This is a genomic window from Neochlamydia sp. EPS4 (assembly GCF_000813665.1).
Lineage (GTDB): Bacteria > Chlamydiota > Chlamydiia > Chlamydiales > Parachlamydiaceae > Neochlamydia.
In genome coordinates this window covers 21,353-47,622 of sequence record NZ_JSDQ01000077.1, presented here as the reverse complement: position 1 = coordinate 47,622, position 26,270 = coordinate 21,353, and the positions used below count along the sequence as shown (strand labels likewise).

Genomic DNA, 26,270 nt, shown 5'->3' with positions numbered 1-26,270 from the left:
TAAGGGCTGAATCATCAAATCCAAAAGGCTTAATCAAAGGGTTCATCATCTCTTTTTGAGCTTGATAATGAGAATAAGTCTTAAGACGCATAAATAATGCTATACTCATCCAATCCTTTAACTTGTTAGCGGCGCCAGCCGTTATAATTCCTAGCTTGTTTAGCTGCTCAATCCTAGTGAAAGTATCGGAAGCCATTACTTTTTTGAGAAGAGCTAATCTATCTAAAGCCAGGTGAGGAAAACGATAAAAATCATTTTTAACCTTAAAAAGCATGCCCTCCCTGTCTAAATCACCCATTTCTGGACTAAAAGCTTCCATATCAGCTAGCACAAGATGCTGCTTGGCTAAATACTGACGCAGAGCAAGGCTTTCTTGGCAAGGCTTCTCAAGCTCGTCCTGGACATTTTTCCTATATTGCTTAGTTAGCTCCTCACTTCCTAACAAAGGAGTAAAGCTTAGTAATTCCATAGGAAGATGAGGCTCTTTTTCATGCCACCATTGGCCTTTTTTGTTTTTAGAAATGTATTGTGCCATTTTTTCAGGAGTTTGGATAAGCTCAAATGTTTGGCGATTGCCAAAAGGGGTTTTACAGCCTTTACCTTGTACTCCTTCGCCATCAAAGGCAAGACCTCTAGGAGTAACGCTATCGAAAAAATTAGCCTCTTTTATGCAGGAAATATTTAAAGCAGGTAGAATCGTTTCGCCTAAGTTAATCACTTTTAAGTGAAGAAGATTTGTTAGACGCTTGAAATAATCTTTATTTGCAAAAGTATTTTCTTGTATAAGAATGCCAAACTCTAAATCTGAGTAGGGGGTCATCTCTTCCCTCGCTAAAGAGCCAAACCCTATCATTGCAAATTCACAGGGCGCAGCTCCTAAAACTCCTTGAGCTTGACCCACAAGACTCTTAAAGAAAGCTTTTATCTCCCAGGCAATCTTACTGTAAAGCTCTCTGACTTCTTCTGAGGAAGGATCTGAGCCGAGAGCTTGAATTTTCTCTTCTATTCCCTGCCTAAACTTTTTTAATTCTCCGCGATTGCTTTCAAATTGCTCTTCTATTAAGGACAATTCTAAAGCTTTTCCTTGGCAAGCCTTACTGAGTAAAATTTCGACTTTTGATAGCTTTTCTTTAATACTTTTCTTCTTGTCTAAAGATGAATCATGTAAGGCATAATTATAAAGCCCTGCGGCTTGAAGGAGCGCTTGCTGCGTTCCTTTTATTAAATAGATATCGCCTAGTTTTTCTATACATAATCTTGTTTGAACGGGATCTTCTTTATGAATAGCAAGTTTTAAAGCGTGGGTGTAGTTCTCTTCCAGTCTATCTGCCGATAAAAAATTATGACTACCATCAATCAAAAAAAGATTTTTATCTAAATAATTTGAAAGCTTGTCAAGATAGGATTGTAGTTTCTTAGGCTGATAAAGCTGCAAAAATTTGACATTATTAGGCATGTGTTGTTTAAACACACGGGCACAGCTCCTTGCATCAAGGATTTTTCTTAATTCGTCTTCAGTTAAACTGCTGAAAGAAATAAAAATTTTTCTGAAAATTTTTAAAGGTAGAGTAGCCAAGGGACTAGAAGGGTCAAAAGTGTTTTTCTTTGCTATAGGAATGGGGGTGTTTTCAATGGATAAGAGGGTAGACTTGTGTACGTTCTCTACATTCATTTGTTTATCCTTCTTTTAAGTTGGCTTGTATTTCAATGCGTAGGAAGAGCTAGTTATGACCTTTTACATCCATTCCATATATTTTCAAGAGGGTTGTAAAAAATAATTTTACCTTTCATATAAAAATAAACTTAAAAAAGCAACTATTATAATTTTTTGGCATAATTTTTAAGCAGATGCTATTTAGTATAAATGATTTATTTCTTGGCATAAATCTTTTGCAATCTTGCTTTTCATTGAATTTTTTTAATTTAAGGGAAGTAAGAGAATGTTTAGTCATTCTTTGCCTACAAAAAAAATATGTTTATTGCTTTAAAATATAGTTTATTACTGAGCGGTTAACATACAGATGAAAACGCCTCTATTTTTGTCTATTTAAAGTCATTCTTCTTCCTTGGAACAGATTTCTTATCATTCGCTGGAATTAGAAATCCCAGTTTTGTAATAGTAGACACCTTTAATGGCAGGAGCGGAAGATGGGTAAAAGAATTATTATTACTGCAGGGGGTACGGGAGGCCATATTTATCCTGCTATTGCTTTAGGCAAGCAGCTTATGGCAGCAGATGGCTCTCTTGAACTTTTGTATGTAGGCGGAAATCTTGATATTAACCCCTATTTTGATAAAGATCTCTTCCGCTACCAGGCGATCTCGTGTGCTACTTTTATAAATAAATCTCCTTGGGAAACTTTAAAAGCTTCTTACAAGATTTTAAAGGGTATAAAGCAAAGCTGCAAAATCATTAATGAATACCGTCCTGATATGGTAGTAGGATTTGGGAGCTATTATACCTTACCTATGCTTCTAGCTGCAAAAGCTAAAGAAATCCCTTTCATCCTTCATGAAGCTAATAGTGTTCCCGGAAAAGTTAATCGGTGTTTGGCAAGGTATGCTTCCTTTGTAGGCATCCATTTTCCTGATACGGCAAGTCTTTTAGTGGGGAAAACCTATGAAGTTGGCATGCCATTACGTCTTGAATATTATAAGGAAGGCAGTTCTTTCTCTAAGGCACGTGAATTTTTTGGGTTAGAGAAAGAGCGAGATACTATTTTAGCTTTTGGAGGCTCACAAGGCGCTTTAAATCTGAATAATTTGGTTAGCAAAGCTTTGATTCAGCACTTAAAGCATGCTAAAGAGCAATGGCAGATTATTCATTTAACAGGCGATGCTTCTACTTCTCAATTTTTAAGAGAAGAATATCAAAAAGCAGGCATTAAGGCTTGTGTCAAACCTTTTGAGACCCATATGGAGCTAGCATGGCAGGCGGCAGATATCTCCATTACTCGTGCAGGAGCAGGTAGCATTGCTGAGCAGATGGAATTTGAAGTGCCTGGGATATTAATTCCTTATCCTTATGCTACCGATAACCATCAGGAAAAAAATGCGGCTTTTCTAGTAGAAAAAGTAGGGGGAGCTTTAAGGTGCCAAGAAAAGGAATTAAATGCTTTTCATTTAGCGGGTGAAATAGAATCTCTTAACCTCGAAAAAAGGAAAAAGATGAGCCAAGCGATGCAAAATTACAAGATCGACCACCGGCCTAAAGAGTTTTATACGCTTATTTTGGAGGCGCTCCACCTATGATTTCAGAGGTAAAGCACTTTCATTTTATTGGCATTGGTGGTATCGGCATGAGCGGTTTAGCACGTATTCTTTTAAAAAAGAAGATGGTTGTAACAGGCAGCGACATGCAAGCCAACTATGTAACGGAAGAATTGTCGAAAAATGGAGCTAAAATATCTATCGGCCATGCGGCCCATCAAGTTCCTGCTCATGCCGCTGTCATCTATAGCTCAGATATTAAGGCTGATAATCCAGAATATTATGCTGCTTTACAGCAGGGGTGCTTAATGCTTCATCGTTCTGACCTACTTTTATACTTAATGCAGGAGCAGAAAGCTTTAACTGTTGCTGGAACGCATGGTAAAACTACAACCTCAGCTCTTTTAGCATGGGTAATCATGCAAGCAGGCTTGGATCCTTCCTATGCGGTGGGAGGAATGCTCTCTTCTTTTAATTCAAATGCTGGGCATGGGGAAGGGAAGTATTTTATAGCCGAAGCTGATGAAAGCGATGGCACCTTTCTTAAGTATCATTCTTATGGAGGCATTATCACTAATATTGATGCCGATCATCTTAATTACTTTGGCAAGATGGAGAACTTAATTAAGGCTTTTAGCCAATTTTTAAGCAAAGTGGAAACATCGGAGCATCTTTTTTGGTGTGGGGACGATAAACAGCTTCTAGCTTTAAAGCCTAAGGGCGTTAGTTATGGATTTGGAAGCCATTGTGAGCTACAAATTAGTAACTTTTCTCAAAAAGGATGGAGCATCTCTTTTGATGTGGATTTTAAGGATTGTCATTGTTCGTCTATTCAGTTGCCTATGGTGGGACGTCATAATGCTCTTAATGCTGCGGCTGTGCTAGGATTAGCTTTAAGCTTAGGAATTGCAGAAAATAGAATCCGTACAGCTTTTCTTTCATTCGGTGGTATTAAGCGTCGCTGCGAAAAAAAGGGCGAGAAGCATCATATTTTAGTGCTTGATGACTATGCTCACCATCCGACAGAGATAAAAGCCACCCTAGAAGGTATACGCCAAGCTGCAGGGGGACGGCGCCTGATTGCTGTATTCCAACCGCATCGTTATACCCGTACTCAAGATTGCTTGGGGTTATACAAAGATGTTTTTGATGAAGCGGATGAGATATTTATCACTGAGATATATGCTGCAGGTGAAACACCTATAGAGGGTGTTTCCTCGACAGAAATTATTAAGGAAGTAGAGGCTAAAGGAATAAAAAAAATTCATTCGGTGCAGCGGCAAAATCTAGCCCCTCTACTTTTTGATTTTGTTCATCCCCATGATATTGTTGTTTCTATGGGAGCAGGCGATATTACTAAGCTTTCTCACGAGTTGCTTGACCTATTCGAGCAACAAGCCCCACGTAAGCTTAAATTAGGAATAGTTTTTGGAGGGCGCTCAGCAGAGCATGAGATCACATTCTTATCGGCTAGCCATATTTGCAAATACGTTTCCCCAGAGCTTTATGAGATTCAGTATTTTGGTGTCACTAAGCAGGGACAGTGGCTTGCAGAAGATAATAACATGCAGGCTCTTAAAGAGCGCATGCAGGAGCTAGCAGCTGTAAAAACTGCCCCCTGTATAGATGCAAGCGTTTTTAGCCAATTAATGGATTGCGATTTATTTGTGCCTGTCTTTCATGGCCCTTATGGAGAAGATGGGACAATTCAGGGTTTTTTTGAAATTCTCGATAAAGCTTATATAGGCCCTGATCATGTCTATGCGGCTATCGCTATGGACAAAGCTCATACCAAACATCTTATGCAAGCTCATCAGATAACTACCTTGCCTTTTGTAGAAATCACCTATAAAAAGTGGAAAACAGATAGTACCTCAATTATTCAGTCGATTCAAAATAAATTAAATTTTCCGCTTTTTATAAAGCCTGTGCATTTAGGATCAACGATCGGCGTACAAAAAGTCACGCATGCTGATAGCTTATATTCTGCTATCCAGGAAGCTTTTCAATATGACTTTAAATTAATAGTAGAGGAAGGGCTTACAGATTTTAGGGAAATAGAATTTGCAGTTTTAGGTAACGAAAATGCAGAAGTGTTCCCTCCTGGTGAAGTGCTTTCTCAAGGCCATGTTTACGATTTTGAATCTAAATATGGGGCAAATAGTATGAAAACCATTCCTCAAGCTTTTTTATCACCCGAAAAAAATAGAGAGGGGATAGAGCTAGCTTCAGCTGCTTACCAAGCAGTTGGAGGGACAGGAATGGCACGCGTAGATTTTTTTCTTGATGCTAATGAAAAATTTTGGCTAAACGAAATTAACCCTATCCCAGGATTTACTTCCCTTAGTCTTTATCCTATGATATGCCAGCTAAATGGAGTGGGGGGAGAGGAGCTATTCAATCGCTTAATTATACTCGCGCTTGAACGAAAACGAAGAGATGCTATTTTATGTAGGCAGCGTTAAAGCTTTTAGGGATACCTAATTACATCTTTTCATTTAATTACTTATGCAAGAGCATCTTTGCAGGAAGTGAGAAAAAATGATATGATCTAGCTGAGCGAGGAGCTAGCAAAAATAGTCCTGAATTTTATGTTTGTCAAAAGAGGGTGTAATCTCACCACCAGAACGCTTCTACCCTCTTCATTCCTTTAGGTTAAAAACCCTTATGAGAAAAAAACAAGAGAAGCTTTCCATACGTACAGCTTGCTTATGGATTATGCTTTTTACTCTAGCCATCTCCGGAACTGCTTCTGGGGGTTTAATTTATTATAAATATATAAAAAGACAGCGCTTATATAATTCGCAGTATAACATTGTAGCTATTGCGCAAACGACTCCTGATAAAGAGCCTCTGAAAACAGCTTATCTTGCAGAGCTTCTTAATCTATCGATTGATCAGCCAACCAATATCTTTCGCTTTAATACCCAAGCAGCTCAGCAAAAACTTTTAAATTCTCCTTTGATTACCCATGCCTATGTAAAAAAAATTCTTCCAGGGACTATTTATGTGGATTACGAGTTAAGAAAGCCTTTTGCTTATCTGTTAGATTATCATAACACTGTGATTGATCGTGAGGGTGTGACTTTTCCCTTTAAGCCTTTTTTTACTCCTAAAAAGCTACCAGAAATATACCTAGGAATAACAGATGCTTCACCTTTGAGTTGGGGAAAACCTCTCCAAGAAATTAAATGCAAGCTTGCCCTTTATCTAATTGATCTGCTTTCAACCCATTGTTGCTCGGAATATTCTTATCTATCTCGTGTTGATGTCTCCCAGGCTTTTGCAGATAGCAAAGGTAAAAGACAAATTGTGGCTATCCTTGATGAACAGGTGGAAAAAACAGATCAGGCAGGAAAGCTTGTCAAAGGGATAGCCCCGCATATATTGCGGTTGAGTGTAGACAATTATCGACAAGAATTAGCCAATTATCTGCAACTACGCCCGTTATTAAAATATCATGTGGAAGATGCAGAAGGAGGGGAGGCAGAAAAATTATTAAAATTTAAACCTCTAGTTGTAGATTTACGTATCCCCGCGCTCGCCTACATAAAAAGCCCTGCTCTTTAATTACTGCTGAAGAAGTAATTGAGAGCTCAAAAGTTAAATTGCTCTATTATGCCAACCGACAAAATTCTAGGAGAAAATAGTGTAGGATTAAAAAAAATTACTTGGTCGATTTTTGATTAAGGGAAAAAGGCAACGTTTTAGATTTATTTTATCGTCACGTTTTGACGAGTAGAATAAGCGCTTTAATTGGATACTTCTTGAGTTAAATTCTTTCTGATGCTAAAAATGCTAGCTTGTAAAACTATAAAAAACATTTGTAGAGCTATGAAAGAATTTGTTGAATATATTGTAAAAAATTTAGTAGACGCCCCTAATGATGTCAACGTTAATTGCTATGAAGGGGAACGAGGAATGATTGTGGAAGTGAGGGTTAATCCTCACGATATTGGTAAAGTTGTAGGAAGGAAAGGAAATACTATTAAAGCCTTACGTACTATATCCATGATGATTTGTGCTCGGCTTGGACGTCGCGTTAGGGTTGAAATTATTGAGTAATTTTTATTAAGGATTAAATATTTAGAAAATATTGCTTTTTCTCGTACTTAATCTTTTTTTTTAATCATACGCTTTCAAGCAGCTTTTTATGTGATCGTAACCTAATAAGATTCTCTTTTTAGTGGAAAAGAGCCCTCAGAAAGGTGTTTCCTTCTTTAGACTCTATAGACGTAGTTTCTTTGAACGGTATAAGATCATTGCAATGAAGGACATCTAAAAAAATGATCCAAGCTTAGGCTTCATATGCAAGCTTCAAATAAAGCGATTCCTTTTTAATCTTTTAACCTTTACTCCTTAATTAAGTCTCATTGCATATCAGATAACAGGCTTGTAACAGATGTTCTTATGGCTTCAACGCTTGAATCCGCTATGCTAGCAAGGAAGTAAAGTGCCTGCGGTTGATGGTATCGTTCTAAAAGAAGCTAGAAGAAAGGTGTATAGATCATTTAGACCCTTCAGCCTTTGCTTATATAAAAAAAGCATGATGATCTTAAAAGACTAGAAACTGTATTTTAGAAAGCTTTTGACGTTTTTTAAGATGAATGGATGAGTGAATTTAAGCTGGAAAATAACTCACATAGGTAGGTATAAAATTGAAGAGAGCCGTAAGTACTGCGTGAGTACTTCTTAGGGAAAATAAGAAAATTTTAATTAAATAATAAGCAAGATGGCGAGACTTTGAAGTGGTCAGCTATCTTCTCCGCACACTATGAGAGCTTTTTAGCTTCTATTACCAGAGGAAGAAATTATTTAAAAGGTGTTTTTATATGCTTAATTTTACCATTTAAAAGATAGTTTAAAAATTAACGCTTTGGATAAAAGGGTTAAATCTAAATAACAATGAAAACAATGCTTTGACCAAGTTTAGGTGTTTGATAGTGGCCTGTGGAACATTAGAAAAAGAAGAAATAGAACAGATTTTTATAAATTTTGCTATTGAAGCTCAGAAGCAGCTCCCTACTGCTCTTCCTCAAAATAAAAAGCGCGTAATCATCATTGCCGGTCCTACTGGCTGCGGCAAGTCTCATTTCGCTCTCCAACTGGCAAGAAAGATCCAGGGAGAAATCGTTTCAGCGGACTCCATGCAAGTCTACAAAGGAATGGATATTGGCACAGCTAAGCCTACCATTGAAGAGCGGCAGCAGATTTCTCATCACCTTATTGATATTTGTCATTTGACAGACTCTTTCAATGTAGTAGATTTTTGCTATGAAGCACGTCAAGCTTTTCAGCGCATCCACAATAGAGACAAAGTACCTATTGTAGTAGGCGGTGCGGGCTTTTATATTCATTCTTTGCTCTATGGTCCTCCACTAGGGCCTCCCTCTATTCCTGAAATTAGACAAGCTTTAGAAGAAGATTATGATAGATTAGGTCCCGATGCCTTGTATGCTCGCCTTCAACAGCTAGACCTGCATTACGCCAGTGGGATTACAAAAAATGATAAGCAAAAGATTGTGCGTGCTTTGGAAATCATTACTTTAACTGGAGAAAAAGTTAGCAAGTTATCGTGGAAGGGGCGTCATAAGCTTCAAAATTATGACTTTCGTTGCTGGTTTTTATTTCGGCCTAGGCCTCATTTATATCATCGTATTGAAAACCGTTGCGAGCAAATGATTGAAGGTGGCTTGCTGGAAGAAGTGCAAGATTTGTTAAAAAAAGGTCTTTTAGCTAACTCCTCTGCAGCCCAAGCGATAGGCTATAAGCAAGCGATTGCTTATTTAGCAACCGCTAAAAGGCCCGAGGATTATCTTCAGTTTGTCGAGACCTTTAAACGAGCTTCTAGAAACTATGCCAAACGTCAGCATACCTGGTTTGGCAAAGAACCTTTGTTTAACTGGATTGATATGGATCTTTATGATACGAAAATGATTGCTGACCTTATTTCTAAAGATTTCGAAAGCTGCTAATTATTATTGTTTTTTTAAAGAGCTTTACCGAAAAGGGTAAATCAGCTATGATTTTGCTCTAAAATTCCATTAAACATATATCTTTAAGAATTTCCATGAGCGACTTAGAAAGTAAAAATCAAAATATACAAGAAACGACACCTCATCAAGATGAGAAATTCCTATCCTCGGTTAATCCAGAAGGCGAAGAACTATGCCTACCAACCCCTTCTTTAGAAGGGGCAGAGCAAGAAATTAGTGAAGAGCCTGTGGTAGAAAAAAAGCATAATCCCCATCTCGATGAGTTTATGCAAGAGATGGAAAATTTACTTCAAGTAGACGCAAAGGTTAAATATGCTTTAGATTTTATGGAAAGCTCTTTAGCACAAAGCGGGGCCCCTCATTTTAAAGCCTTTTGGGAAGTGCGCAATATTTGCTTGCAACTCTTTAAAGAAAACCTCTCTCCCCTTGTACGTACCCAGTTGTGGACAAAATATAGCGAGCTTTCCAAAGAAGCCCGCCGTCTAAAAGAGATGTTGGATGAACAAAGCTCTTTTGCAGCCGAACAAATTGAAATAGCAATCGTAGCTTTAGAAAACGATATAAAGCTGTTTGAAGAGCAAGTGACTAAAATTGCCAATCCCGACTTAGGTCCTATCCCCACAAGGCTTTCTGTAAAAGCGCTATTTTATCAAGACACTCAAAAAAGACTTAATTTGCTTAATGTGCAAGCTTCTCGCGTGAATGCTTTACGCAAAGAACTTATTAAAACGGACATGCGTGTAAGACAAAAAAATAAGTTTTTCCAAAGGCTCTCTGAAATAGGCGATCAAGTTTTTCCTTTAAGGAAAGAGCTTATCAAAGAGGTAAGCCAAACATTTAGCGATGATGTGGAAGCATTTATTGAAGATAGCTTTAAAGGTAACTTTGATGATTCTTTGTTTGCATTAAGAGAAGAAATTAAAGACCTGCAAGGAATTGCTAAGGTTTTAACCCTTAACACACATGCCTTTACCCAGACGAGAATGCGTCTTAGCGAATGTTGGGATAAAATCAAATTAGCCGAAAAAGAACGCAAAAAAGAACGCGCCCAGCTAAAAGCTACTTTTAAGCAAAATTTTTATCTGGTCCAAGCCAAAATACATGAGCTTAAAAAGCAATATGAGTCTTCTGAATTATCGGATGATCAAGCTTATAAGCATTTAGATGAGATTTCTAAGTTCATGAGAAATGTTGAACTGGGAAGAGATGAAATCAAAGCTCTAAGAAGCGAAATGTTTGGCGTAAAAGATCAAATTTTAGAAAAACAGAAAGCACACGAGCAAGTGCGCCTTCAACATGAGCAAGAAAAAGAAAGGCAACGTAAAGCTAAAATAGAAGAAGTAAAAAATGAAATCGAACAGCTTGGCAATAATGCTCGTTCTTTAGAAGCTCAAGAGCTAGCAGCAGCTAGAGATGAGCTTGCTCAGAAAATACAGAATTCTTCTTTTAATAAATTTGAAAAGCAAGAGGTAGAGCGCCTTTATAAATCTTTACGTAGCTTAATCACCGATGTTCTTTCAGATAAAGAAGAACAAGCTTTACTTTCATTGTCCGAGGATGATCGTCAATCTATTGAGCAACTTCGCGAGGTTCTAAAACAAAGAAAAGAACGTAGACAAGCAATAAAAGTACAGCTAGAGTCTCTGCGCAAAGCTGGAGGAGTTTCAGGTTTAGATTTTGAGAAAGCCATGAATAATAACGAGTTGATAAAGTCTGAAAAAGAGCGCTTAGAAAAAATCAACCAAGGCATTCAGGAAATTGAAAACAAAATTGTACAATTCCAAAAGAAAAAATAGCTTAGTTGTTTTTGATCTCGACCATACACTTCTTCGCAAAAATTGCAGTCTCTCTTTTGGCATCTATCTTTTTCGTAAAAAGGTCCTTTCTTTTTACCGAATGATCCGCTTATCTTCCCTATATTTAAGGTTTAAGCTTGGACTCATTAGTCTAAAAAGCTTGCATGAATCTACTTTTCAATGCTTTTTTTATGGCCTTTCCGTAGCCCTTGTTAATGAGCATGCCACCAAATTTTTGTCACAGCAACTGGAGAAGCTTATCTATCATCCCGTCTTTTCAAAACTATTAGAAGCTAAAAATGAAGGATCATATACTGCCATATTTTCTAGTTCACCAAATTTTTTAGTGGAAAAAGTGGCGTTGAGGCTAGGCGTTGATAGATGGAGTTCTACGATTTATCAAAAAAACGAACAGGGCGATTTTACTCATATTACCCAGGTAATGGAAGGTCCTCAAAAAGCTCAAGCTCTCAAGCTGCTCTTAAAAGAATTGCAAATCGTTAAAGCTAATGTGACAGCTTATACCGATAGCTATTTAGATTTACCCCTTCTTTACGCAGTTGGAAATCCCGTGGGCGTCAACCCAGACCGACGCTTAAAGGCTATGTGTCGTCAAAATCAATGGCCAATTATTTAACTAACGTTTGTTCACCTTATCATACGCTTTAAAAAAAAATAAGCTTCCATACCCAACCCTCTAAAAGCTACTACTTAAGAAGGGGTTTTTATATAGCAGGCGATTGCATAAAGAGCAGCTCAAAAGCCTATCATTATCTTTTTTAATGTAAGAATACAACGATTGGCCTGATAAGAGTAAGGAAAAAGAGTAAAAAGCCTACAACGAATTGCCTTGTACAAGTATACAAATTTTTTAATAGCGATAAGAGATCTTAACAGTTGCGCCGATGTGTTTCCGTCAATAGCCAACAGGCTTTGGTGACTTTTAGCAACATCAAAATGGTTTAGCACTTTAATACCCAGGCAAGAGGGTAAAATAAAACGTTTTTTGCTATGAAAAATAAAATAATTTTAAAATTTGAAGTCGTATGTTAATAGTTTTATTAAAAAAGCTTGATGGGAAAAGGCATACTTTTATACTTTTTTAGAGCGTGTGGGCATTTGGCCAGATAAAATAGGAATAAAATGCTGATAAAGGGAAACCCTTAACTCTTTTAATATTACAAAATTAACCATGGGATGTAAGCTTTAAATGCGTATTCATAAGCATGTAGGAATATATGGTGGTACTTTTGATCCTATTCATTTAGGACATTTAAATACTGCTATAGAAATCATGGAAGCTCATCAACTCGATGAAATATGGTTTTGCCCAGCGTTAGTCAATCCTGACAAGTTAGGTGCAGAACCTACTTTGGCTTATCACCGTCTTAAAATGCTAGAAATTGCTCTGCAGGAACTTCCCTATTTTGGCATCATTCCTTATGAATTGGATCGTCCCGGACCCTCTTATACTATTGATACTTTACGTGAAATTATTAAGGAGGAAAAAAAAGAAGCATATCCAAGTAAATTTTACTTAATTATGGGTGAAGATACTGCCTTCAGCTTTGTTCATTGGAAGGAGGCTAAAGAGATTCTTACGCTAGCTACACCTCTTATCTGCCGTCGCTATGCTTCAGAACAACCTATTATTTGGGAAGGAGATCCAGAGATTTGCGCAGCGCTCCAAACGGGAATGACTTCTACTTACGTGATGGAAATCAGCGCGAGCCGCATACGTGAAAGAGTTTCACAAGGATTGTATATTGGCCATTTAGTCCCTGCAAAAGTGATAGACTACATATATCAAAATCATTTATATTCTTCTAGGCCAGGACAAAAATAAAAACTTAAAAGAATATGTCAAAAACTGTTTTAAAAAACTTAGATTTAATCGCTCAAACTATTTATGATAAAAAGGGTTTTAACATACTCGCTTTAGATGTTCGTGATCTTTCTACGATGACCGATTTCTATGTGATCGCTGAAGGGAATATTGATCGTCATGTTAGATCTATAGCAAAAACAATCGAAGAGGTGATGACCCAAGGGGGGGATGAGCTTCTCCATATTGAGGGGATTAAAGCTCCTGATTGGCTAGTGATGGATTATGGGGAAATCATCATTCATCTTTTTATTCCAGAATTACGAGAAAAATATGCGCTGGAGCAGCTGTGGCAACAGGCAAAAATTGTAGATCTTCACATTGATGTGAAGGAAAATTAAAAGGTTTAAGTTATTTCATGAAGAAAAAACGCATTGTTATCACCGGTATGGGTATCGTCTCTTGTTTTGGTAACGAGGTAGATGATTATTACCAATCTTTATTGGACGGCAAAAGTGGAGCTTCCTTGATTACAAGTTTTCCTTGTGAAGACTATCCTACTCGCATAGCTGCTTCGATTAAGAATTTTGAATCTGGTGATTATATTGATAAAAAGCAAGCACGTCGCATTGATAAAAATATCGCTTATGCGCTAGTGGCAGGAAAAAAAGCTTTAGAAGCAAGCCAGCTTAATCCTGAGGCTATAGCAAAGCTTAATAAAGAGCGTTGTGGTGTGGTTATTGGCTCTGGTATGGGGGGGATGGATGTCTACTGTCAAGGCGTTCAGACGCTCATACAAAAAGGCCAGCGATGGGTCAGTCCTTTCTTTGTGCCCTATATTCTTACCAACATGGGTGGAGCTATGCTTGCCATGGATATAGGCTTTATGGGACCTAATTATTCTGTTTCGACAGCCTGTGCTACGGGAAATAATGCGATCATTGCAGCAGCTAACCATATTCGCAAAGGTGAGGCAGATTTAATGATCTGCGGCGGTTCTGAAGCTCCTATTATCCCCATGGGTTTATCGGGTTTTTGCTCATGCAAAGCCTTGTCTCAGCGTAATGATGAACCAGAAAAAGCCTCTCGTCCCTGGGATCTAGGCCGTGATGGTTTCTTAATGGGAGAGGGCGCAGGGACTTTTATTATTGAAAGTTTGGAGCATGCTTTAGCCCGAGGAGCTCCAATCATAGCGGAGTATTTAGGAGGGGGTATGTCATGTGATGCCTATCACATTACCGAGCCTCGCGCTGATAGTGAAGGCGTAGCTTTATGCGTACGCAATGCTTTAGCCGATGCAGACATAAAAGCTGAGGAAGTAGATTATATTAATGCGCATGGGACTTCGACGCCTGCAGGCGATATGGCGGAAGTGCGAGCTTTAAAAAAAGTTTTCAAAGAACCTAGCTCAATTATTATGAATTCGACCAAATCGATGATTGGACATTGCTTAGGAGCTGCAGGAGCGATGGAAGCCGTCGTTACAGCCAAAGCGATTGAGTCAGGATGGGTTCATCCGAGTATAAACTTGGAAGATCCTGAACCTGATCTAGAATTCCATATACCGACCGTAGCGGAAAAAAAGGATATTAACATTGCTATTTCCAATACATTTGGCTTTGGCGGTCATAACGCTACTATTGTGCTAGGAGCTTACCATCCCTAATGGCTACGAAGAAAGAATATTCCTACGGCATTGTTCCCCTAGCTCAGCTTGAAGATGGCTGGCATGTCCTGCTTGTCCAATCACACGCGGGACATTGGGGTTTTCCTAAAGGTCATCCTGATCCCCACGAAACTGCTTGGGAAGCAGCTCAAAGAGAGTTGTTTGAAGAAACCGGTTTAAAGGTTTGCAAGCTTCTATCTGATCAAACTTTTGAGGAAAGCTTTTACTTCAAATTTGAAGGTGTACTCATTCATAAGACTGTTATTTACTATATTGCTCAGGTAGCAGGAGAAGTAAAGAGAATGGAAGAAGAGATTAAAGCTGTACAATGGTTGCCGCTAAGCCAAGCAGCTGATTGCATTACCTTTGATCAAGGAAAAAATATTTGTCGCCAGGCTTTGCAAATTGTCTCGGAAATTTAGATGCATTCATCCAAGGGGCAATTATCCCTTGAATAATAGTTAGTAAAAAAGTAGTTTTACAAGCGATAGCAGATCATCCACAAATTAATAGATATTTAAAATTTTTTATAGATGTCTTTCCTATGATCTATGTCTACTATTAAAACGTAATGCTTGGTATCAAATATTTTATAGAGAATGCGATAATTTCCGTTCCGAATTCTATATAAATTATCGTCCCCTCGAATCTTTTTCAGATCTTCGGGAGGGGGATCCAATGAGAGAGCTCAAGCTTACTTTGAATGCGCTTAAGCTCTTTTTTGGAATCTTAACTATGCTTTTAAGCGCAATACGACCCAATTAATCTCGGAAATCACAATCCGAAATCTCTTTTAATCTCTTTCCATTTAACTGTACCATGCTTTTTGATATCTTTGTCTACACGTTGTGCTACCTCGATATCACGCTCATCTTCTAGTGTCTCTAGCATTTCTAGATCGTCGATAGGCACTATAGCGGCCACATCTTTACCGTTACGAGTTAAAACATATCGATCATGGCAAAATGCTACATGATTGACGATTGTAGTTAGCTCGCTCCGGGCTTGAGAAAAAGCTTTTCTAGTATTCATATTTTTACCCCTAAATGTCTATTTAAAATGCTAGCATTTGTACACTTATTAATCAGTGGAAAGCTTAAACATGCAAGAAGCTATATTGGCATATTTTGCAGGGTAAAGAGAAGAAAAATTAAAGACGTACAATCGGTACTGATAAGCCGAGCTATCAACTGTGACAAAAGAGAGAATATTTGTCGTCAAGCTTGGCAAATTATCTCGTAAGTCTATTAGGAGTGTGCATTTCCCGTTGATATTCTTGTTTATAGGGTAGCTATTTACCTTTTCAGTTTTCTCAGCAAGCTTCTTCGTTGAAAAAATTAAATACTGTTTTCAAAGGCTGAGGAGTTGTGGTGAAGGTGTCTCTATTAGCATCCTGCACAGGTAAATATATTTAATTATATTTTCTTAAGAACCTTAATTACGCTTATGCGCTGAAATTTTTCGTATCCCATTCGGTCATTTTCTTTTTTAGTTATTTTGTGTAGTATGATTCTTTTTTCACCAGTGGCTTTTTCATGAGCTTCATCAATTCGATGATCTCTAAGGCCGCCAATATGAAGTCCTATTACTTTATGAGTGCTACCATTAAATATGGGCGAGCCTGCATTTCCAGAAAAACCATTGATGTTTGCTTCTAAAATTACTGCTTCTACTAATTGTATCTGAGCATTTCTGGCAAGCTTCAAAGAAGTACCAAAAGGATATCCTAACATATAGACTTCAGTGCCAGCTGAAACAGGAGAAAAGTCTATTGGCAAAGGATCTCTACCTTCTACTGGCCTATCTAATTTAAGTAATGCCCAATTGGAAAGCTTATCGCATTTTAGGCTTACAACATTACTCAGTTTATAAACATCCTTTTTAGGAAAAGCTTTTCTACATGTATTTGTTTCCTCTTTTTTAAACCCAAATACAATCCACATACGATTTAACAATTCAAGATTTTTTACCTTATAATGTCGATCACTTACCGCTTGACCTGCAGTTAAAACCATGTCCGGGCCCACGAGAAAAGCGGTACTAAGTCCTGCTGCAGGATCTTGGTGAAAATCTTCATTACCAACTAATGGTAATGATACTTGATGCATGCTGCTGTTAACACGTTCCGCAAAAGTAGGTATGTTTTCATTTAAGATATAATCATCTTCTATTTGATTTAGACAATTTTCAGGCATCATGCAACCTACACTTAATGCATGAATTTTAACCATCGGATGACTATAAAGCTTTTCTGGGGAGGGCGGGGTATAAGGACCATTCATTTCTGGAATCTCGCAAGCAATATCTTGGGGCAAATTAAGAATTCGAGACGGTATTCGTTGACCTATCTCATATTTACCGGTTGCTGAAGGTACACAAAAATTAATAACTCTTCTTTCTCCTGTTTTTTTCTCGTGCTTTTTGTCAATTTCGTAATCCTCATTCCCTCTAATTAGAATAGCAATAGCTTTATTAGCCACTCTATCAATGATGGGGCCACCTGAATTTCCTGCCATAACATCGAGATCACTCTCAATTTGATCTGTAGTAACATTTTTTATCGTTGAATAACCTACACCAGCACATTTAACCGCTGTTCCATTTGGACATCCTATGGCGTAAATGGATTGCCCCATAGTTGCAGAAAAATCAACTTCAATAGGTTTGATTCCTCCTGAAACAGGTCTATCTAGCTTAACCCAGGCCCAATCAGCCACTGTAGGATCTCCATATGAGAAACTATAAAATAAGACTTTTTTGATCTTATAGACGTCATTCTCATTAAAAATTTTTTTTTCTGCATGCTGATCTGGCTTGTGATACCTAAATACAACTCTGATGTTATCCATCGCGGACTTTGGTTTTAATTGAGACGAGGCATCATTCACACAAACACAATGCCCTGCTGTCAAGATTTCATCTTCTCTAACTAAAAATCCAGAGCCGAAACCGGCAACCAGCTCAGTACGGAATTTTTCTGTAGGAGCGAGTGATGCATTAAATGTTTCATAGGGTTTGCTTCTCTCAATAGGCTTGTCTGAAACTAATTCAGAAAGATTTATCAGCCCAGGATGTAGCTTATAGCCCCATCGGGTTTCCAATATCTCATTTGAGGTCATTAAACAGGCGACAGCTAATGCATTTGCCTTTATATTAGCTAAATCGGGATATAAGGCTTTTTTTTCATCCTCCTGTAGGCTATCCAATTCATAGATATTCATTCGGGTATCTATATCATGGTATAATGCTTTTAAACCTGGCTCCATCAATGCTCTACCTTTATATAATATTTTTCTTCATCTTTAAAAAATTAAATTTTCTCCATGCAAAGCAATAGGCTATTAATCAAAACAATTAAAATCCATAAATGAATTTTTTGTTAAAAGATAAACTGCAATTTATAGAGGTGTAAAAACATTCTATAAATTAATTTGTTACAATTATTCTTCTTACCATGCGGCGTATCATAGCTGAGTAAAGGAATGCTGGATTGGCGTCTGGCAAAGCCTCATAATCTTTAATTAATTTGCGACCCTTACCAAATCAAACAGATATTCTTTCTACAATCCATCTTTTTGCATACAAAGTTAATGCTTCTATCTTAGACCTTTTAATAGCTGTTAAATCTATATACTGTAAAGCTACTTCTACCTTTATCCATGATTTCTCACCACATTTCAGAATAATAGAATTTTTGGTAAGGAGGCCCTAAGCATCTAAGGATAGTTTTATGACGTTCTTTCAAATTGGTAATTTGCAATTTTTTATGGTCAATAAAGACCATATGCAGGCCTAGGAAACAGAAAAACACCCAGCGTGTGGTTGGCTTTGAGTAGGTTTCTTAAGCTGATTTAAGAAGTTCTCACCCTTTTCTCGCAATTTTAAGATATGCTTTAACAACAGCTTTTGAAGGTCACTAAGAGGAGATTTAACATCTTAGCTCAATTGCATGTAATGTATATTTATAGTATTTCTATTCTAAAAAATAAGTTTGCTGAAAAAGTTTCTTAAATCAAGCATAACTTGTTTTAAAGGTATAACTTCATGAGAAATATCTTTCAGAAAGGCCTTCCATTGATCTTGCTTTAGTGGATGGTTATAACAGGTTTCCTCAAATGCTATGGGAGAGCTTTTAACAATCGTGCCACGGTTCTTGATAATTTGCTGAATGATAGCCTGCAGTTCGTCGCGATCAAAATCGAATTGTTGAATCAATAGCCAGATGTCATAAAAGTCTTTCATGCGGGTATTAGCAAATCCTAAACGAATGATGGATTCAAACTTTTCGACGATTGAGGTTTGCGGGGTATAGCCTTCCAGTGTTGGTGCAGGTAAATCCAAAAGGGTAGGATATTTTACGATAGCAGGCTGAGGCAAGATAGTATCACTAAATCCAAAATCTATCCGCATGGGAAGCTTTGCTGTAAATAGCTTAGCTGAAAATGAAGCACTTATTCCATGATATTCTGCCTCCAACTGGGCTTCCGATAATCTTAACGATTCTACGTCAAATAACAGGCCATCAGGAATTACTTCAGTAGAACAGATCTCATGGATGATCTTTTGTAAATGGGAAACTGTATTAGAGGTTTTAGCAAGCAGATCAATGTCTACCGTCGGTCGATGGTTCATAGGATTCCAGACCATCAACATCAAACCTCCTTTCAAATAAAAAAAAATTTGATGAGATGAGGCACTTAAACGAAATAAAAAGCGTTCAATTGCATAATATTTTAGAATTTCTTGAACAGGTCTTTTTCTTTGCTTAGCCACATTCTTTAGACGGCTATAGATAGATTCATCTAGGTTTTTTTTAAGCTTTTCCATTTCTAATGACTGACTATTGTTTCCATCATGGGATGAAGAATTTTTTCCACGCGGTTTAACTTTGCATATTCATATAATCTATCGATTTGGGTATTCTTGCGTTGCCAGTACATTTTTAAGGCTTCAATAACCACCCCTTTGCCAATTTTATTACGAAATTTAATACAGTCAGCTAAGGTCTTTTCAATATTATAAATTTTGATTGGGTATCCTCCTATTAGTATTGTTTCAAGGCCCTGAACATAGGCTTTTTCCGAATAGTAAAAGTAACGAATGGGGGGATAGTCCAAACGGGACTTTCTAGACTTAGAGGGGAGGGCAACGTAGACAAAGTGAGGGATTTGGGTAGTAATTTCATGGTAGGCCAAAGCTGAAATCAGGCAAATAATACCTTGAGGGATTTTCTTAGATACCAGTACCAAGTCAGGCTCAGAAAAATCAGGCATCTCTGTTAAACGATAGACTCCCTTAGCTAATTGCTCTAAAAGCCCTTCATCTCGCATTTGATATAATGTGCGAGGATGAATGTCTAAACGGATCGCTTCTGCAGTCCTAAGCAGCCCGTGGTTTTTCTTAAAAAGATCAAGGGCTTTCTGTTTTGCATTCATGGATAGTAATGATGGTAAAAGTTGACTTTTCACTACATTTTTATCCATTAAAGATTCACAGTCAAAAGATTTTTTAAAATGAATTCTTAGCAAATTGATGATAAAATATTATTTTATATTCCGATAGAGGCTTGGTAACTAGTAAGTAATTAAAAAAATGTTATGGGGTAGTTGCGAAAGATAAAGGGGAAATGTAACAAAAGTTCTGCCTCTCAGCGGGGCGTAGGTTTAAATTTAGGATACTTTATTAAACCTTATTAAGGGAAGGAGCGTTATAACCCCTACCGAAAGCTTTTGGTTATATCTAAAACAAAAATGAGTCCTAAGATCTTAAAAAAAACAAAAAAATTCTAAAAAAGTAACCTAAACAATAAAATACTTTTTAACTATAAAATGGATTCATTAACTAGGCTAGTCCTATATGCTGCCAGAAATGCATGGCACATTGCATAAAAAATTCCAGAAAATGAATGTTATGTAAGAGCCGGCTAACTAAAAGAAAGGCTGTTACCTTTTTAGGCTTTAAGGGTTTTTGGTCCCTGCTTTATAAAGAAATTATATGGTTAGGCTCCTTTTGAAACTTGATAGCTCTTTAATAATTTTAGTGAGGATAAAATAAGGGAAAGGAGAAGTTGAGTTATGGCTACTAAAACAAATAATTTATCGATGTGGAAAAATTTTCAAGCAGTGGTCATCAATTGCCGAAAGTGTCCGCGCCTTGTAGCTCATCGCGAGACAGTGCCTGCTAGGCCTCTCTATCAGCATCAAAAATATTGGAGAAGGCCTTTGCCAGGCTTTGGTGATCAGCAAGCCTGGTTATTGATCACGGGGCTTGCCCCTGCGGGAGATGGAGGAAATAGGACGGGACGCGTTTTTACAGGCGACGCAACTGCACGTTTTTTAGTCAAAGCGCTTTATGCGCAGGGGTGGGCAAATCAACCTATATCCGAGTCTTTAGATGACGGCTTAATATTAAAGGATTGTTATCTAACGGCAGCGGTCAAATGTTTTCCCCCTAAACATAAGCCTACTCGTCAAGAATGTGTGAATTGCCACCCCTATTATATGCAAGAAATAGAAATGCTCTTTAAATTACGTGTAATCTTAGTGCTGGGAAAATTAGCATTCGATGCCTTTTTATTAGCATTAAAAAAGCAGGGCCTATCTACAAAAGGAATAAAATTTAAGCACGGCGCTTTTTATAGGCTAGAAAATGGCCTTAAGCTTTACTGTAGTTATCATCCTACGCCACGTAATGTCAATACAGGCACATTGACGGAGAAAATGTTTTACGATCTGCTTGAAGAAATTAAAAAAGCCCAATGATTGTTTGCTTATGCTGATAAAATATTTCGAAATCTGAATTTAAAATTAACTTTTTCTTTTAAGCTTTCTTCCTTCCATAGAGGAGAATGTGGCTATGATAAATTAGCCAATGAAACCTTATTCCTTTAAAAATTAAGTCTAAAGATTTTATCTGAAAAAATTGTAGATGAGTGGATTTCTCAATAGCCTATTTAAGTGATATCTAGAATTAAGAGAATGTACCTGGAGGGCCTTTTAAATATTTCAGCAAAGGCCTATGTGATAATCGCTGGGCAGGATCAAGCGGGAGACGAACTCATCATCAACTTTGTCTGATAGAGGGTTTTATAGCCTCTCTGGCAATATTCATATCTTCACGCTTCAGTGTTAACGATTTGTAGCAAAGATTATCTTGCTAGTTTTATCTTTTCACCCTATGCTGAATTTATCTTGCAGAGGTTTTGACCCAAAAATTAAGGAGATAACCACATGCATCCTTTCACTTCTTCTATTACCATCGAGCAATTGCCTAATGAAGTTCTAGCTCCTATCTTGGAGTGTTGTGCCCACCCGTCTTTGCTCAGTGTTTGCACGGAATGGCAACATATTCTAGCGAATGAAGTAATGGTGAGCCTTTACAAAAAGATAGGTCGTATTCATTTTCCTAAAGGAAATGTTACTGGGCAAGCACTCATTATAGATAAAATCTATCAAATAGATGCTCAGCTTTCATATATGAAAAAGATAAATAAAATTTTCAGACGTCTTTTTAAATTAGCTAAATCATTTTCTCCTTCAGAATTTAAATGGAAGACTGAGGAAAAGAGGTACTTGACATTAGCTAACTATTACTCTTACCTAGTCAATATTAATCGCCTTTTATTATGGAAAGCTTTGGAGGGTGGAAAAGAATATTTAGAGAATGAAAAAATTATAAATTTGACCGTAGAAAAAAAAGGAGCTCTTCTTAGGCCTTGGCTGGAAAGATATGGTGCAAATATCGTAGATCTAAACCTAAAAAAAATTGGTTTGACTTATTTACCATCCGAGATAGGATTATTGTCTTGCCTACAAACACTTTCTTTAACCAAAAACAATTTGACTATTCTTCCGCCTGAGATAGGCCAGCTATTCAAGCTGCAGAAGCTATATTTAAATCACAATCAGCTCACAGCCCTTCCTAAGGAGATAGGAGAGTTATCTCTCTTAGAAATTCTCTACTTGGATCATAACCAACTAACCACTCTTCCTACTGAAATAGGGCAATTGTCCCAGCTAGATGGTCTTTATCTAGAATACAACCAACTCATCTCCCTTCCTGCTGAAATAGGTCAGCTATCTCGGCTACAAGGTTTCACTGTAGAATACAATCAGCTTACTATCCTTCCTGCTGGAATAGGCCAGCTAAGCCAGCTTAAAGTGCTTGCTTTAGAACACAATCAGCTTACAATTCTTCCGCAAGAAATAAATCAGCTGCACAAGCTGAAATACCTTAATCTAGAACACAACCAACTTAGCTCTCTCCCTACCGGGATAGGCGGATTGTTGGATCTAGAAAATCTTCTTGTAGATAATAATCTACTTACCTCCCTTCCTCAAGAGATAGGAGATTTATCCCAGCTGCAAAGACTTGTTTTAAGCCATAACCAGCTTAACTCTCTTCCTACTGTGATAGGGCAGTTATTGAATCTAGAAAAGCTTTACGTAAGTAATAATCTCCTTACTTCTCTTCCTAAAGAAATAGGAGGCTTATCCCAGCTGCAAGAACTTGTTTTAGACCATAACCAACTTAACTCTCTCCCTGCTGAGATAGGCCAGTTGTCTCAACTACAAAAACTCTACGTAAGTGGCAACTTACTTACTTTCCTTCCTAAAGAAATAGAAGGCTTATCCCAGCTGCAAGAACTTGTTTTACACCATAACCAACTTAGCTCTCTCCCTGCTGAGATAGGCCAGCTAACTGAACTACAAAGACTTTATGCAAGCAATAATCTACTTACTTGCCTTCCTAAAGAAATAGGATATCTATTTCAATTGCAGGAGCTTGTTTTAGAGCATAACCAACTTAGCTCTCTCCCTGCTGAGATAGGCCATCTAGCTGAACTCCAAAGACTTTATGCAAGCAGTAACTTACTTACTTGCCTTCCTAAAGAAATAGGGGGTCTATTTCAATTGCAAGCGCTTATTTTAGAGCATAACCAACTTAGTTCTCTTCCTGCTGAGATAGGGCAGCTCTCTAAACTACGAAAGTTTAACCTAAGCAACAATTTATTAATCACACTTCCTGGCGAAATAGGGCTTTTATCTGAGTTGCAAAAGCTTAATATAGATCATAATCAACTTGCCTCTCTTCCCGAACAAATAGGAAAACTGTTTAATTTGCAAGTTCTCAACTTAGATTATAATCTATTAACAACTCTTCCCTGTGAAATAGAGAATTTATTCCACTTAGAAGATCTCGCTTTAGAATATAATCAACTTACCTCTCTTCCCGAACAAATAGGAAAACTGTTTAATTTGCAAGTTCTCACCTTAGATCATAATCAACTTACCCATCTCCCTGCAGCTATGCAATGGCTTTTTTACTTGCAAAAACTTACCTTAGAGTATAATCAACTTACTTCTCTTTTTGATGAGATCGATCGGATATTTCAGCTGGAAGAACTTACTTTAGATCATAATCAACTCATTCATCTCCCTGTCGAGATAGGAAAACTAGCTAAGCTCAAAATACTTACCTTAAATCACAATCGACTTACCCATCTTCCTGCTGAAACAGGGCAGATGTCCCAACTGCAAGAGCTTATCCTAGAAGATAACCAACTTGCATCTCTTCCTAGTGAAATAGGGCAACTTTCTGCACTCCAAAAGCTTTACATAAGCAATAACTTGCTTAGTTCTATTCCTAGCGAGATAGGAAGATTGTCTAATTTGCAAGAGCTTATTTTAGAGCATAATCAGCTTACTGCTCTGCCTAGTGAAATAGGGCAACTCTCTGCACTCCAAAAGCTTTATGTAAGCAACAATCTGCTTACTTCTGTTCCTAGCGAGATAGGAAAATTATCTAATTTGCAAGAGCTTATTTTAGAGCATAATCAGCTTAGCTCATTGCCTTCCTGCCTAGGAGAGTTATCTATGCTGCAAATGCTTGCCTTAGAAAATAACCCAATAAGCAATCTTACTGAGGAGATAAGCCAGCTATCTGCCAGGCTTCCCTTCTTCTTAGATGCTATGAATGAATGAATAAATCCAATTCTATACTTTAAATAAAGGTTAGGCCTTAACTTGTAAAAAAATATAAACTTATTATAGCACCTCATTAACGATCTATCTTGTTTACCGTTTTCCTAGCTATAAAACTTTTAGACACTTTTTTATTTTCTCTAGATTTTCGTCGCTCATCGCACATAAGGGTAGCCTACAAGGGCCTGCGGCATGGCCTGTTAGATTCATTGCTGTTTTCACTGGAATAGGATTGGTTTCGATAAACATACTTTTCATATAAGGAAGCAATTCATAATGCAAAGCACGCGCGGTAGGATAATCTCCTTCTACCATTAGATCGCATAATTTTTTAACCTCTTGGGGAAGTAAATTGCTTAAAACAGAATAGATGCCATGTCCCCCTAGAGCCATCAAAGGATAAGTTAAAGCATCATCGCCGGACATAATGCTAAAGTCAGATCTAATAAGCCTTATACTTTCAATTACATCCATCATCTGTAAAATATTTCCAGATGCTTCTTTTACTCCTACTATATTTTCTATGGCAGCTAAACGTTTTAATGTCTCGATCTGCAGGTTTTGACCCGTCCTACCGGGAATATTATAAATGACAAGGGGCAGCTTGACCGCTTTAGCAAGAGTAGAGAAATGTTGATATAAACCTTCCTGAGTAGGCTTGTTATAGTAAGGCGTAACCACCAACGCAGCATCAGCGCTAGCATCTTGGGCGGCTAAAGTGTTTTCGATAGTCGCATGGGTAGCATAGCTACCAGTACCAACCATAAGAAGGCACTTACCTTCTGTTTCCTCTCGGGCGATACTAATAATTTTCTCTTTTTCTTTTTGACTTAAAGTAGGGGCTTCACCTGTGGTACCTAAGACCACTAATCCTTGAATGTGATAAGATAGCTGAAAACGAATATTTTTTCTTAAGCCTTCTTCATCTAATTGTCCTTCTTTATCAAAGGGGGTAATAAGCACGGTATAGGCACCGCAAATTTTAGGTTTCATTATAATTATTTCCTGGTAAATGACAGGTGTTGGAAATGTTTTTTGAGGAGCAAATCATATCCTCTAGAGTAAAAATTCCTTTTTTTCCTATTAACCACTCGGCTGCTGCCAAGGCCCCGCGCGCAAAGCCTTCTCTGTTCCTTGCCTGATGGGTAATTGTAAGAGTATCAGCAGGGGAGTCAAAGATTATCGTGTGGGTGCCAGGTATAGAGCCACAGCGCACACTTGAGAAATTAAGTTCATGAGGGGCTATAGGACGATCAACCCTATCATAAAGAGGGTTTTTTTTACGCTGAATTTTTTCAAGCAATATGGAAACCAAGCTTTTAGCTGTTCCTGAAGGGCTATCTTTCTTTTGATAATGGTGAAGTTCTTGCCCAGCCACATCGTAATCTTCAAATTCATTCATTAATTGGGCAGCAGCTTCCACAATATTTTTAAAAAGGTGGACTCCAACAGAGAAATTAGGAGAAAATAGAAAACCTATTTGGTGTTCATGAATAAGTTTTTTCACTTCATCTAAATGTTCCTCCCAGCCTGTTGTTCCCATGACTATATTTTTTTTAAATGGAGCAAGCCTTTGAAGATTACTTAAAACGGCTTGAGGAGCACTAAAATCTATGCAAATGTCCACTTGCTGAATTAAATTTTCTTTAAGAGAAGAGACAGCCTCGCTGGAGGGGAGTATAGCTATAATGGTATGGCCTTGCTGTAAGGCGATCTCTTCGATCAGATGTCCCATTTTACCATATCCAATAAGCGCAATTTTCATGACAAATTCCTCGATTGAGCTAACAATAG

21 protein-coding genes are annotated in these 26,270 nt (G+C 37.6%); 13 read left to right on the top strand and 8 right to left on the bottom strand.

Going from position 1 to position 26,270, the window contains the following annotated elements; all coding sequences use genetic code 11:
- Positions 1–1,672 (bottom strand): DUF294 nucleotidyltransferase-like domain-containing protein (locus DB42_RS08000; RefSeq protein ID WP_044882512.1); only part of this gene is annotated, 1,672 nt, incomplete at its 3' end.
- A 476-nt stretch (positions 1,673–2,148) separates the two neighbouring features.
- Here DB42_RS08000 and murG point away from each other — a divergent pair.
- The 11 genes from murG to DB42_RS07945 all read left to right on the top strand — a co-directional run bounded on the left by murG (position 2,149) and on the right by DB42_RS07945 (position 14,915).
- A complete protein-coding gene (gene murG / locus DB42_RS07995) occupies positions 2,149–3,252 on the top strand; it encodes an undecaprenyldiphospho-muramoylpentapeptide beta-N-acetylglucosaminyltransferase (protein WP_044882511.1) in 1,104 nt (367 codons plus the stop codon).
- Positions 3,249–5,675 (top strand): UDP-N-acetylmuramate--L-alanine ligase, encoded by a 2,427-nt coding sequence (gene murC / locus DB42_RS07990; protein WP_044882510.1) that lies wholly within the window; start codon positions 3,249–3,251, stop codon positions 5,673–5,675. Before murG ends, murC begins: the two co-directional genes overlap by 4 nt.
- A gap of 202 nt (positions 5,676–5,877) precedes the next feature.
- Positions 5,878–6,780 carry a cell division protein FtsQ/DivIB gene (locus DB42_RS07985; RefSeq protein WP_044882509.1) on the top strand — a complete coding sequence of 301 codons (903 nt, stop codon included), beginning with the start codon at positions 5,878–5,880 and terminating at the stop codon, positions 6,778–6,780.
- A 264-nt stretch (positions 6,781–7,044) separates the two neighbouring features.
- The gene (locus tag DB42_RS07980; RefSeq protein ID WP_039384138.1) at positions 7,045–7,275 is read left to right on the top strand and encodes a KH domain-containing protein; all 231 of its coding nucleotides are present in this window, start codon (positions 7,045–7,047) and stop codon (positions 7,273–7,275) included.
- 878 nt (positions 7,276–8,153) lie between these two features.
- Positions 8,154–9,185 carry a tRNA (adenosine(37)-N6)-dimethylallyltransferase MiaA gene (miaA, locus tag DB42_RS07975; protein WP_238579015.1) on the top strand — a complete coding sequence of 344 codons (1,032 nt, stop codon included), beginning with the start codon at positions 8,154–8,156 and terminating at the stop codon, positions 9,183–9,185.
- 95 nt (positions 9,186–9,280) lie between these two features.
- Positions 9,281–11,002 carry a hypothetical protein gene (locus tag DB42_RS07970; RefSeq protein WP_044882508.1) on the top strand — a complete coding sequence of 574 codons (1,722 nt, stop codon included), beginning with the start codon at positions 9,281–9,283 and terminating at the stop codon, positions 11,000–11,002.
- The gene (locus DB42_RS07965) at positions 10,965–11,639 is read left to right on the top strand and encodes an HAD family phosphatase (RefSeq protein WP_052436077.1); all 675 of its coding nucleotides are present in this window, start codon (positions 10,965–10,967) and stop codon (positions 11,637–11,639) included. The genes DB42_RS07970 and DB42_RS07965 overlap by 38 nt, the downstream gene beginning before the upstream one ends.
- Positions 11,640–12,212: 573 nt before the next feature.
- A complete protein-coding gene (gene nadD / locus DB42_RS07960; RefSeq protein WP_044882507.1) occupies positions 12,213–12,848 on the top strand; it encodes a nicotinate-nucleotide adenylyltransferase in 636 nt (211 codons plus the stop codon).
- A gap of 14 nt (positions 12,849–12,862) precedes the next feature.
- Positions 12,863–13,228: a ribosome silencing factor gene (rsfS, locus tag DB42_RS07955; RefSeq protein ID WP_044882506.1), complete on the top strand. Its 366-nt coding sequence runs from the start codon at positions 12,863–12,865 to the stop codon at positions 13,226–13,228.
- A 17-nt stretch (positions 13,229–13,245) separates the two neighbouring features.
- A complete protein-coding gene (fabF, locus tag DB42_RS07950) occupies positions 13,246–14,493 on the top strand; it encodes a beta-ketoacyl-ACP synthase II (RefSeq protein WP_044882505.1) in 1,248 nt (415 codons plus the stop codon).
- On the top strand, positions 14,493–14,915 hold the full coding sequence (locus DB42_RS07945) for a bis(5'-nucleosyl)-tetraphosphatase (protein WP_044882504.1): 423 nt from the start codon (positions 14,493–14,495) through the stop codon (positions 14,913–14,915). Before fabF ends, DB42_RS07945 begins: the two co-directional genes overlap by 1 nt.
- A gap of 95 nt (positions 14,916–15,010) precedes the next feature.
- On the opposite strand, the gene DB42_RS11890 is transcribed toward DB42_RS07945, so the two are convergent.
- The 5 genes from DB42_RS11890 to DB42_RS07925 all read right to left on the bottom strand — a co-directional run bounded on the left by DB42_RS11890 (position 15,011) and on the right by DB42_RS07925 (position 19,976).
- On the bottom strand, positions 15,011–15,172 hold the full coding sequence (locus DB42_RS11890; RefSeq protein WP_080502792.1) for a type II toxin-antitoxin system RelE/ParE family toxin: 162 nt from the start codon (positions 15,170–15,172) through the stop codon (positions 15,011–15,013).
- 95 nt (positions 15,173–15,267) lie between these two features.
- A complete protein-coding gene (locus DB42_RS07940; RefSeq protein ID WP_044882503.1) occupies positions 15,268–15,525 on the bottom strand; it encodes a type II toxin-antitoxin system Phd/YefM family antitoxin in 258 nt (85 codons plus the stop codon).
- A gap of 383 nt (positions 15,526–15,908) precedes the next feature.
- The gene (locus DB42_RS07935; RefSeq protein ID WP_044882502.1) at positions 15,909–17,759 is read right to left on the bottom strand and encodes a serine protease; all 1,851 of its coding nucleotides are present in this window, start codon (positions 17,757–17,759) and stop codon (positions 15,909–15,911) included.
- Between the two features lie 712 nt (positions 17,760–18,471).
- Positions 18,472–19,320 carry a nucleotidyl transferase AbiEii/AbiGii toxin family protein gene (locus tag DB42_RS07930; RefSeq protein WP_044882501.1) on the bottom strand — a complete coding sequence of 283 codons (849 nt, stop codon included), beginning with the start codon at positions 19,318–19,320 and terminating at the stop codon, positions 18,472–18,474.
- Positions 19,321–19,322: 2 nt separating this feature from the next.
- Positions 19,323–19,976, bottom strand: coding sequence for a type IV toxin-antitoxin system AbiEi family antitoxin domain-containing protein (locus DB42_RS07925; protein WP_052436079.1), 654 nt, complete (start codon positions 19,974–19,976; stop codon positions 19,323–19,325).
- A 591-nt stretch (positions 19,977–20,567) separates the two neighbouring features.
- Between DB42_RS07925 and DB42_RS07920 the strand changes: the two genes are divergently transcribed.
- Complete coding sequence (locus DB42_RS07920; RefSeq protein WP_238579014.1) at positions 20,568–21,254, top strand: uracil-DNA glycosylase; 687 nt, start codon at positions 20,568–20,570, stop codon at positions 21,252–21,254.
- Positions 21,255–21,722: 468 nt separating this feature from the next.
- Entirely contained in the window at positions 21,723–24,476 is a 2,754-nt protein-coding gene (locus DB42_RS10595; RefSeq protein ID WP_052436076.1) for a leucine-rich repeat domain-containing protein, read from the top strand.
- 108 nt (positions 24,477–24,584) lie between these two features.
- On the opposite strand, the gene dapA is transcribed toward DB42_RS10595, so the two are convergent.
- Together dapA and dapB are read right to left on the bottom strand one after the other, a co-directional pair.
- Complete coding sequence (gene dapA, locus DB42_RS07910) at positions 24,585–25,469, bottom strand: 4-hydroxy-tetrahydrodipicolinate synthase (RefSeq protein ID WP_044882499.1); 885 nt, start codon at positions 25,467–25,469, stop codon at positions 24,585–24,587.
- Positions 25,459–26,241, bottom strand: coding sequence for a 4-hydroxy-tetrahydrodipicolinate reductase (dapB, locus tag DB42_RS07905; protein ID WP_044882498.1), 783 nt, complete (start codon positions 26,239–26,241; stop codon positions 25,459–25,461). The genes dapA and dapB overlap by 11 nt, the downstream gene beginning before the upstream one ends.
- Between the last annotated feature and the right edge of the window lie 29 nt (positions 26,242–26,270).

What these genes read in the sequence shown, in the direction of transcription:
- dapB (WP_044882498.1), bottom strand. Translation starts at nt 26,241, where the DNA reads ATGAAAATTGCGCTTATTGGATATGGTAAAATGGGACATCTGATCGAA.
- DB42_RS07985 (WP_044882509.1), top strand. Translation starts at nt 5,878, where the DNA reads ATGAGAAAAAAACAAGAGAAGCTTTCCATACGTACAGCTTGCTTATGG.
- DB42_RS07970 (WP_044882508.1), top strand. Translation starts at nt 9,281, where the DNA reads ATGAGCGACTTAGAAAGTAAAAATCAAAATATACAAGAAACGACACCT.
- DB42_RS07980 (WP_039384138.1), top strand. Translation starts at nt 7,045, where the DNA reads ATGAAAGAATTTGTTGAATATATTGTAAAAAATTTAGTAGACGCCCCT.
- DB42_RS07930 (WP_044882501.1), bottom strand. Translation starts at nt 19,320, where the DNA reads ATGGAAAAGCTTAAAAAAAACCTAGATGAATCTATCTATAGCCGTCTA.
- murG (WP_044882511.1), top strand. Translation starts at nt 2,149, where the DNA reads ATGGGTAAAAGAATTATTATTACTGCAGGGGGTACGGGAGGCCATATT.
- dapA (WP_044882499.1), bottom strand. Translation starts at nt 25,469, where the DNA reads ATGAAACCTAAAATTTGCGGTGCCTATACCGTGCTTATTACCCCCTTT.
- fabF (WP_044882505.1), top strand. Translation starts at nt 13,246, where the DNA reads ATGAAGAAAAAACGCATTGTTATCACCGGTATGGGTATCGTCTCTTGT.
- rsfS (WP_044882506.1), top strand. Translation starts at nt 12,863, where the DNA reads ATGTCAAAAACTGTTTTAAAAAACTTAGATTTAATCGCTCAAACTATT.
- nadD (WP_044882507.1), top strand. Translation starts at nt 12,213, where the DNA reads ATGCGTATTCATAAGCATGTAGGAATATATGGTGGTACTTTTGATCCT.
- DB42_RS07940 (WP_044882503.1), bottom strand. Translation starts at nt 15,525, where the DNA reads ATGAATACTAGAAAAGCTTTTTCTCAAGCCCGGAGCGAGCTAACTACA.
- DB42_RS07935 (WP_044882502.1), bottom strand. Translation starts at nt 17,759, where the DNA reads ATGGAGCCAGGTTTAAAAGCATTATACCATGATATAGATACCCGAATG.
- DB42_RS07925 (WP_052436079.1), bottom strand. Translation starts at nt 19,976, where the DNA reads ATGGATAAAAATGTAGTGAAAAGTCAACTTTTACCATCATTACTATCC.
- DB42_RS07945 (WP_044882504.1), top strand. Translation starts at nt 14,493, where the DNA reads ATGGCTACGAAGAAAGAATATTCCTACGGCATTGTTCCCCTAGCTCAG.
- DB42_RS07920 (WP_238579014.1), top strand. Translation starts at nt 20,568, where the DNA reads ATGGCTACTAAAACAAATAATTTATCGATGTGGAAAAATTTTCAAGCA.
- DB42_RS10595 (WP_052436076.1), top strand. Translation starts at nt 21,723, where the DNA reads ATGCATCCTTTCACTTCTTCTATTACCATCGAGCAATTGCCTAATGAA.
- murC (WP_044882510.1), top strand. Translation starts at nt 3,249, where the DNA reads ATGATTTCAGAGGTAAAGCACTTTCATTTTATTGGCATTGGTGGTATC.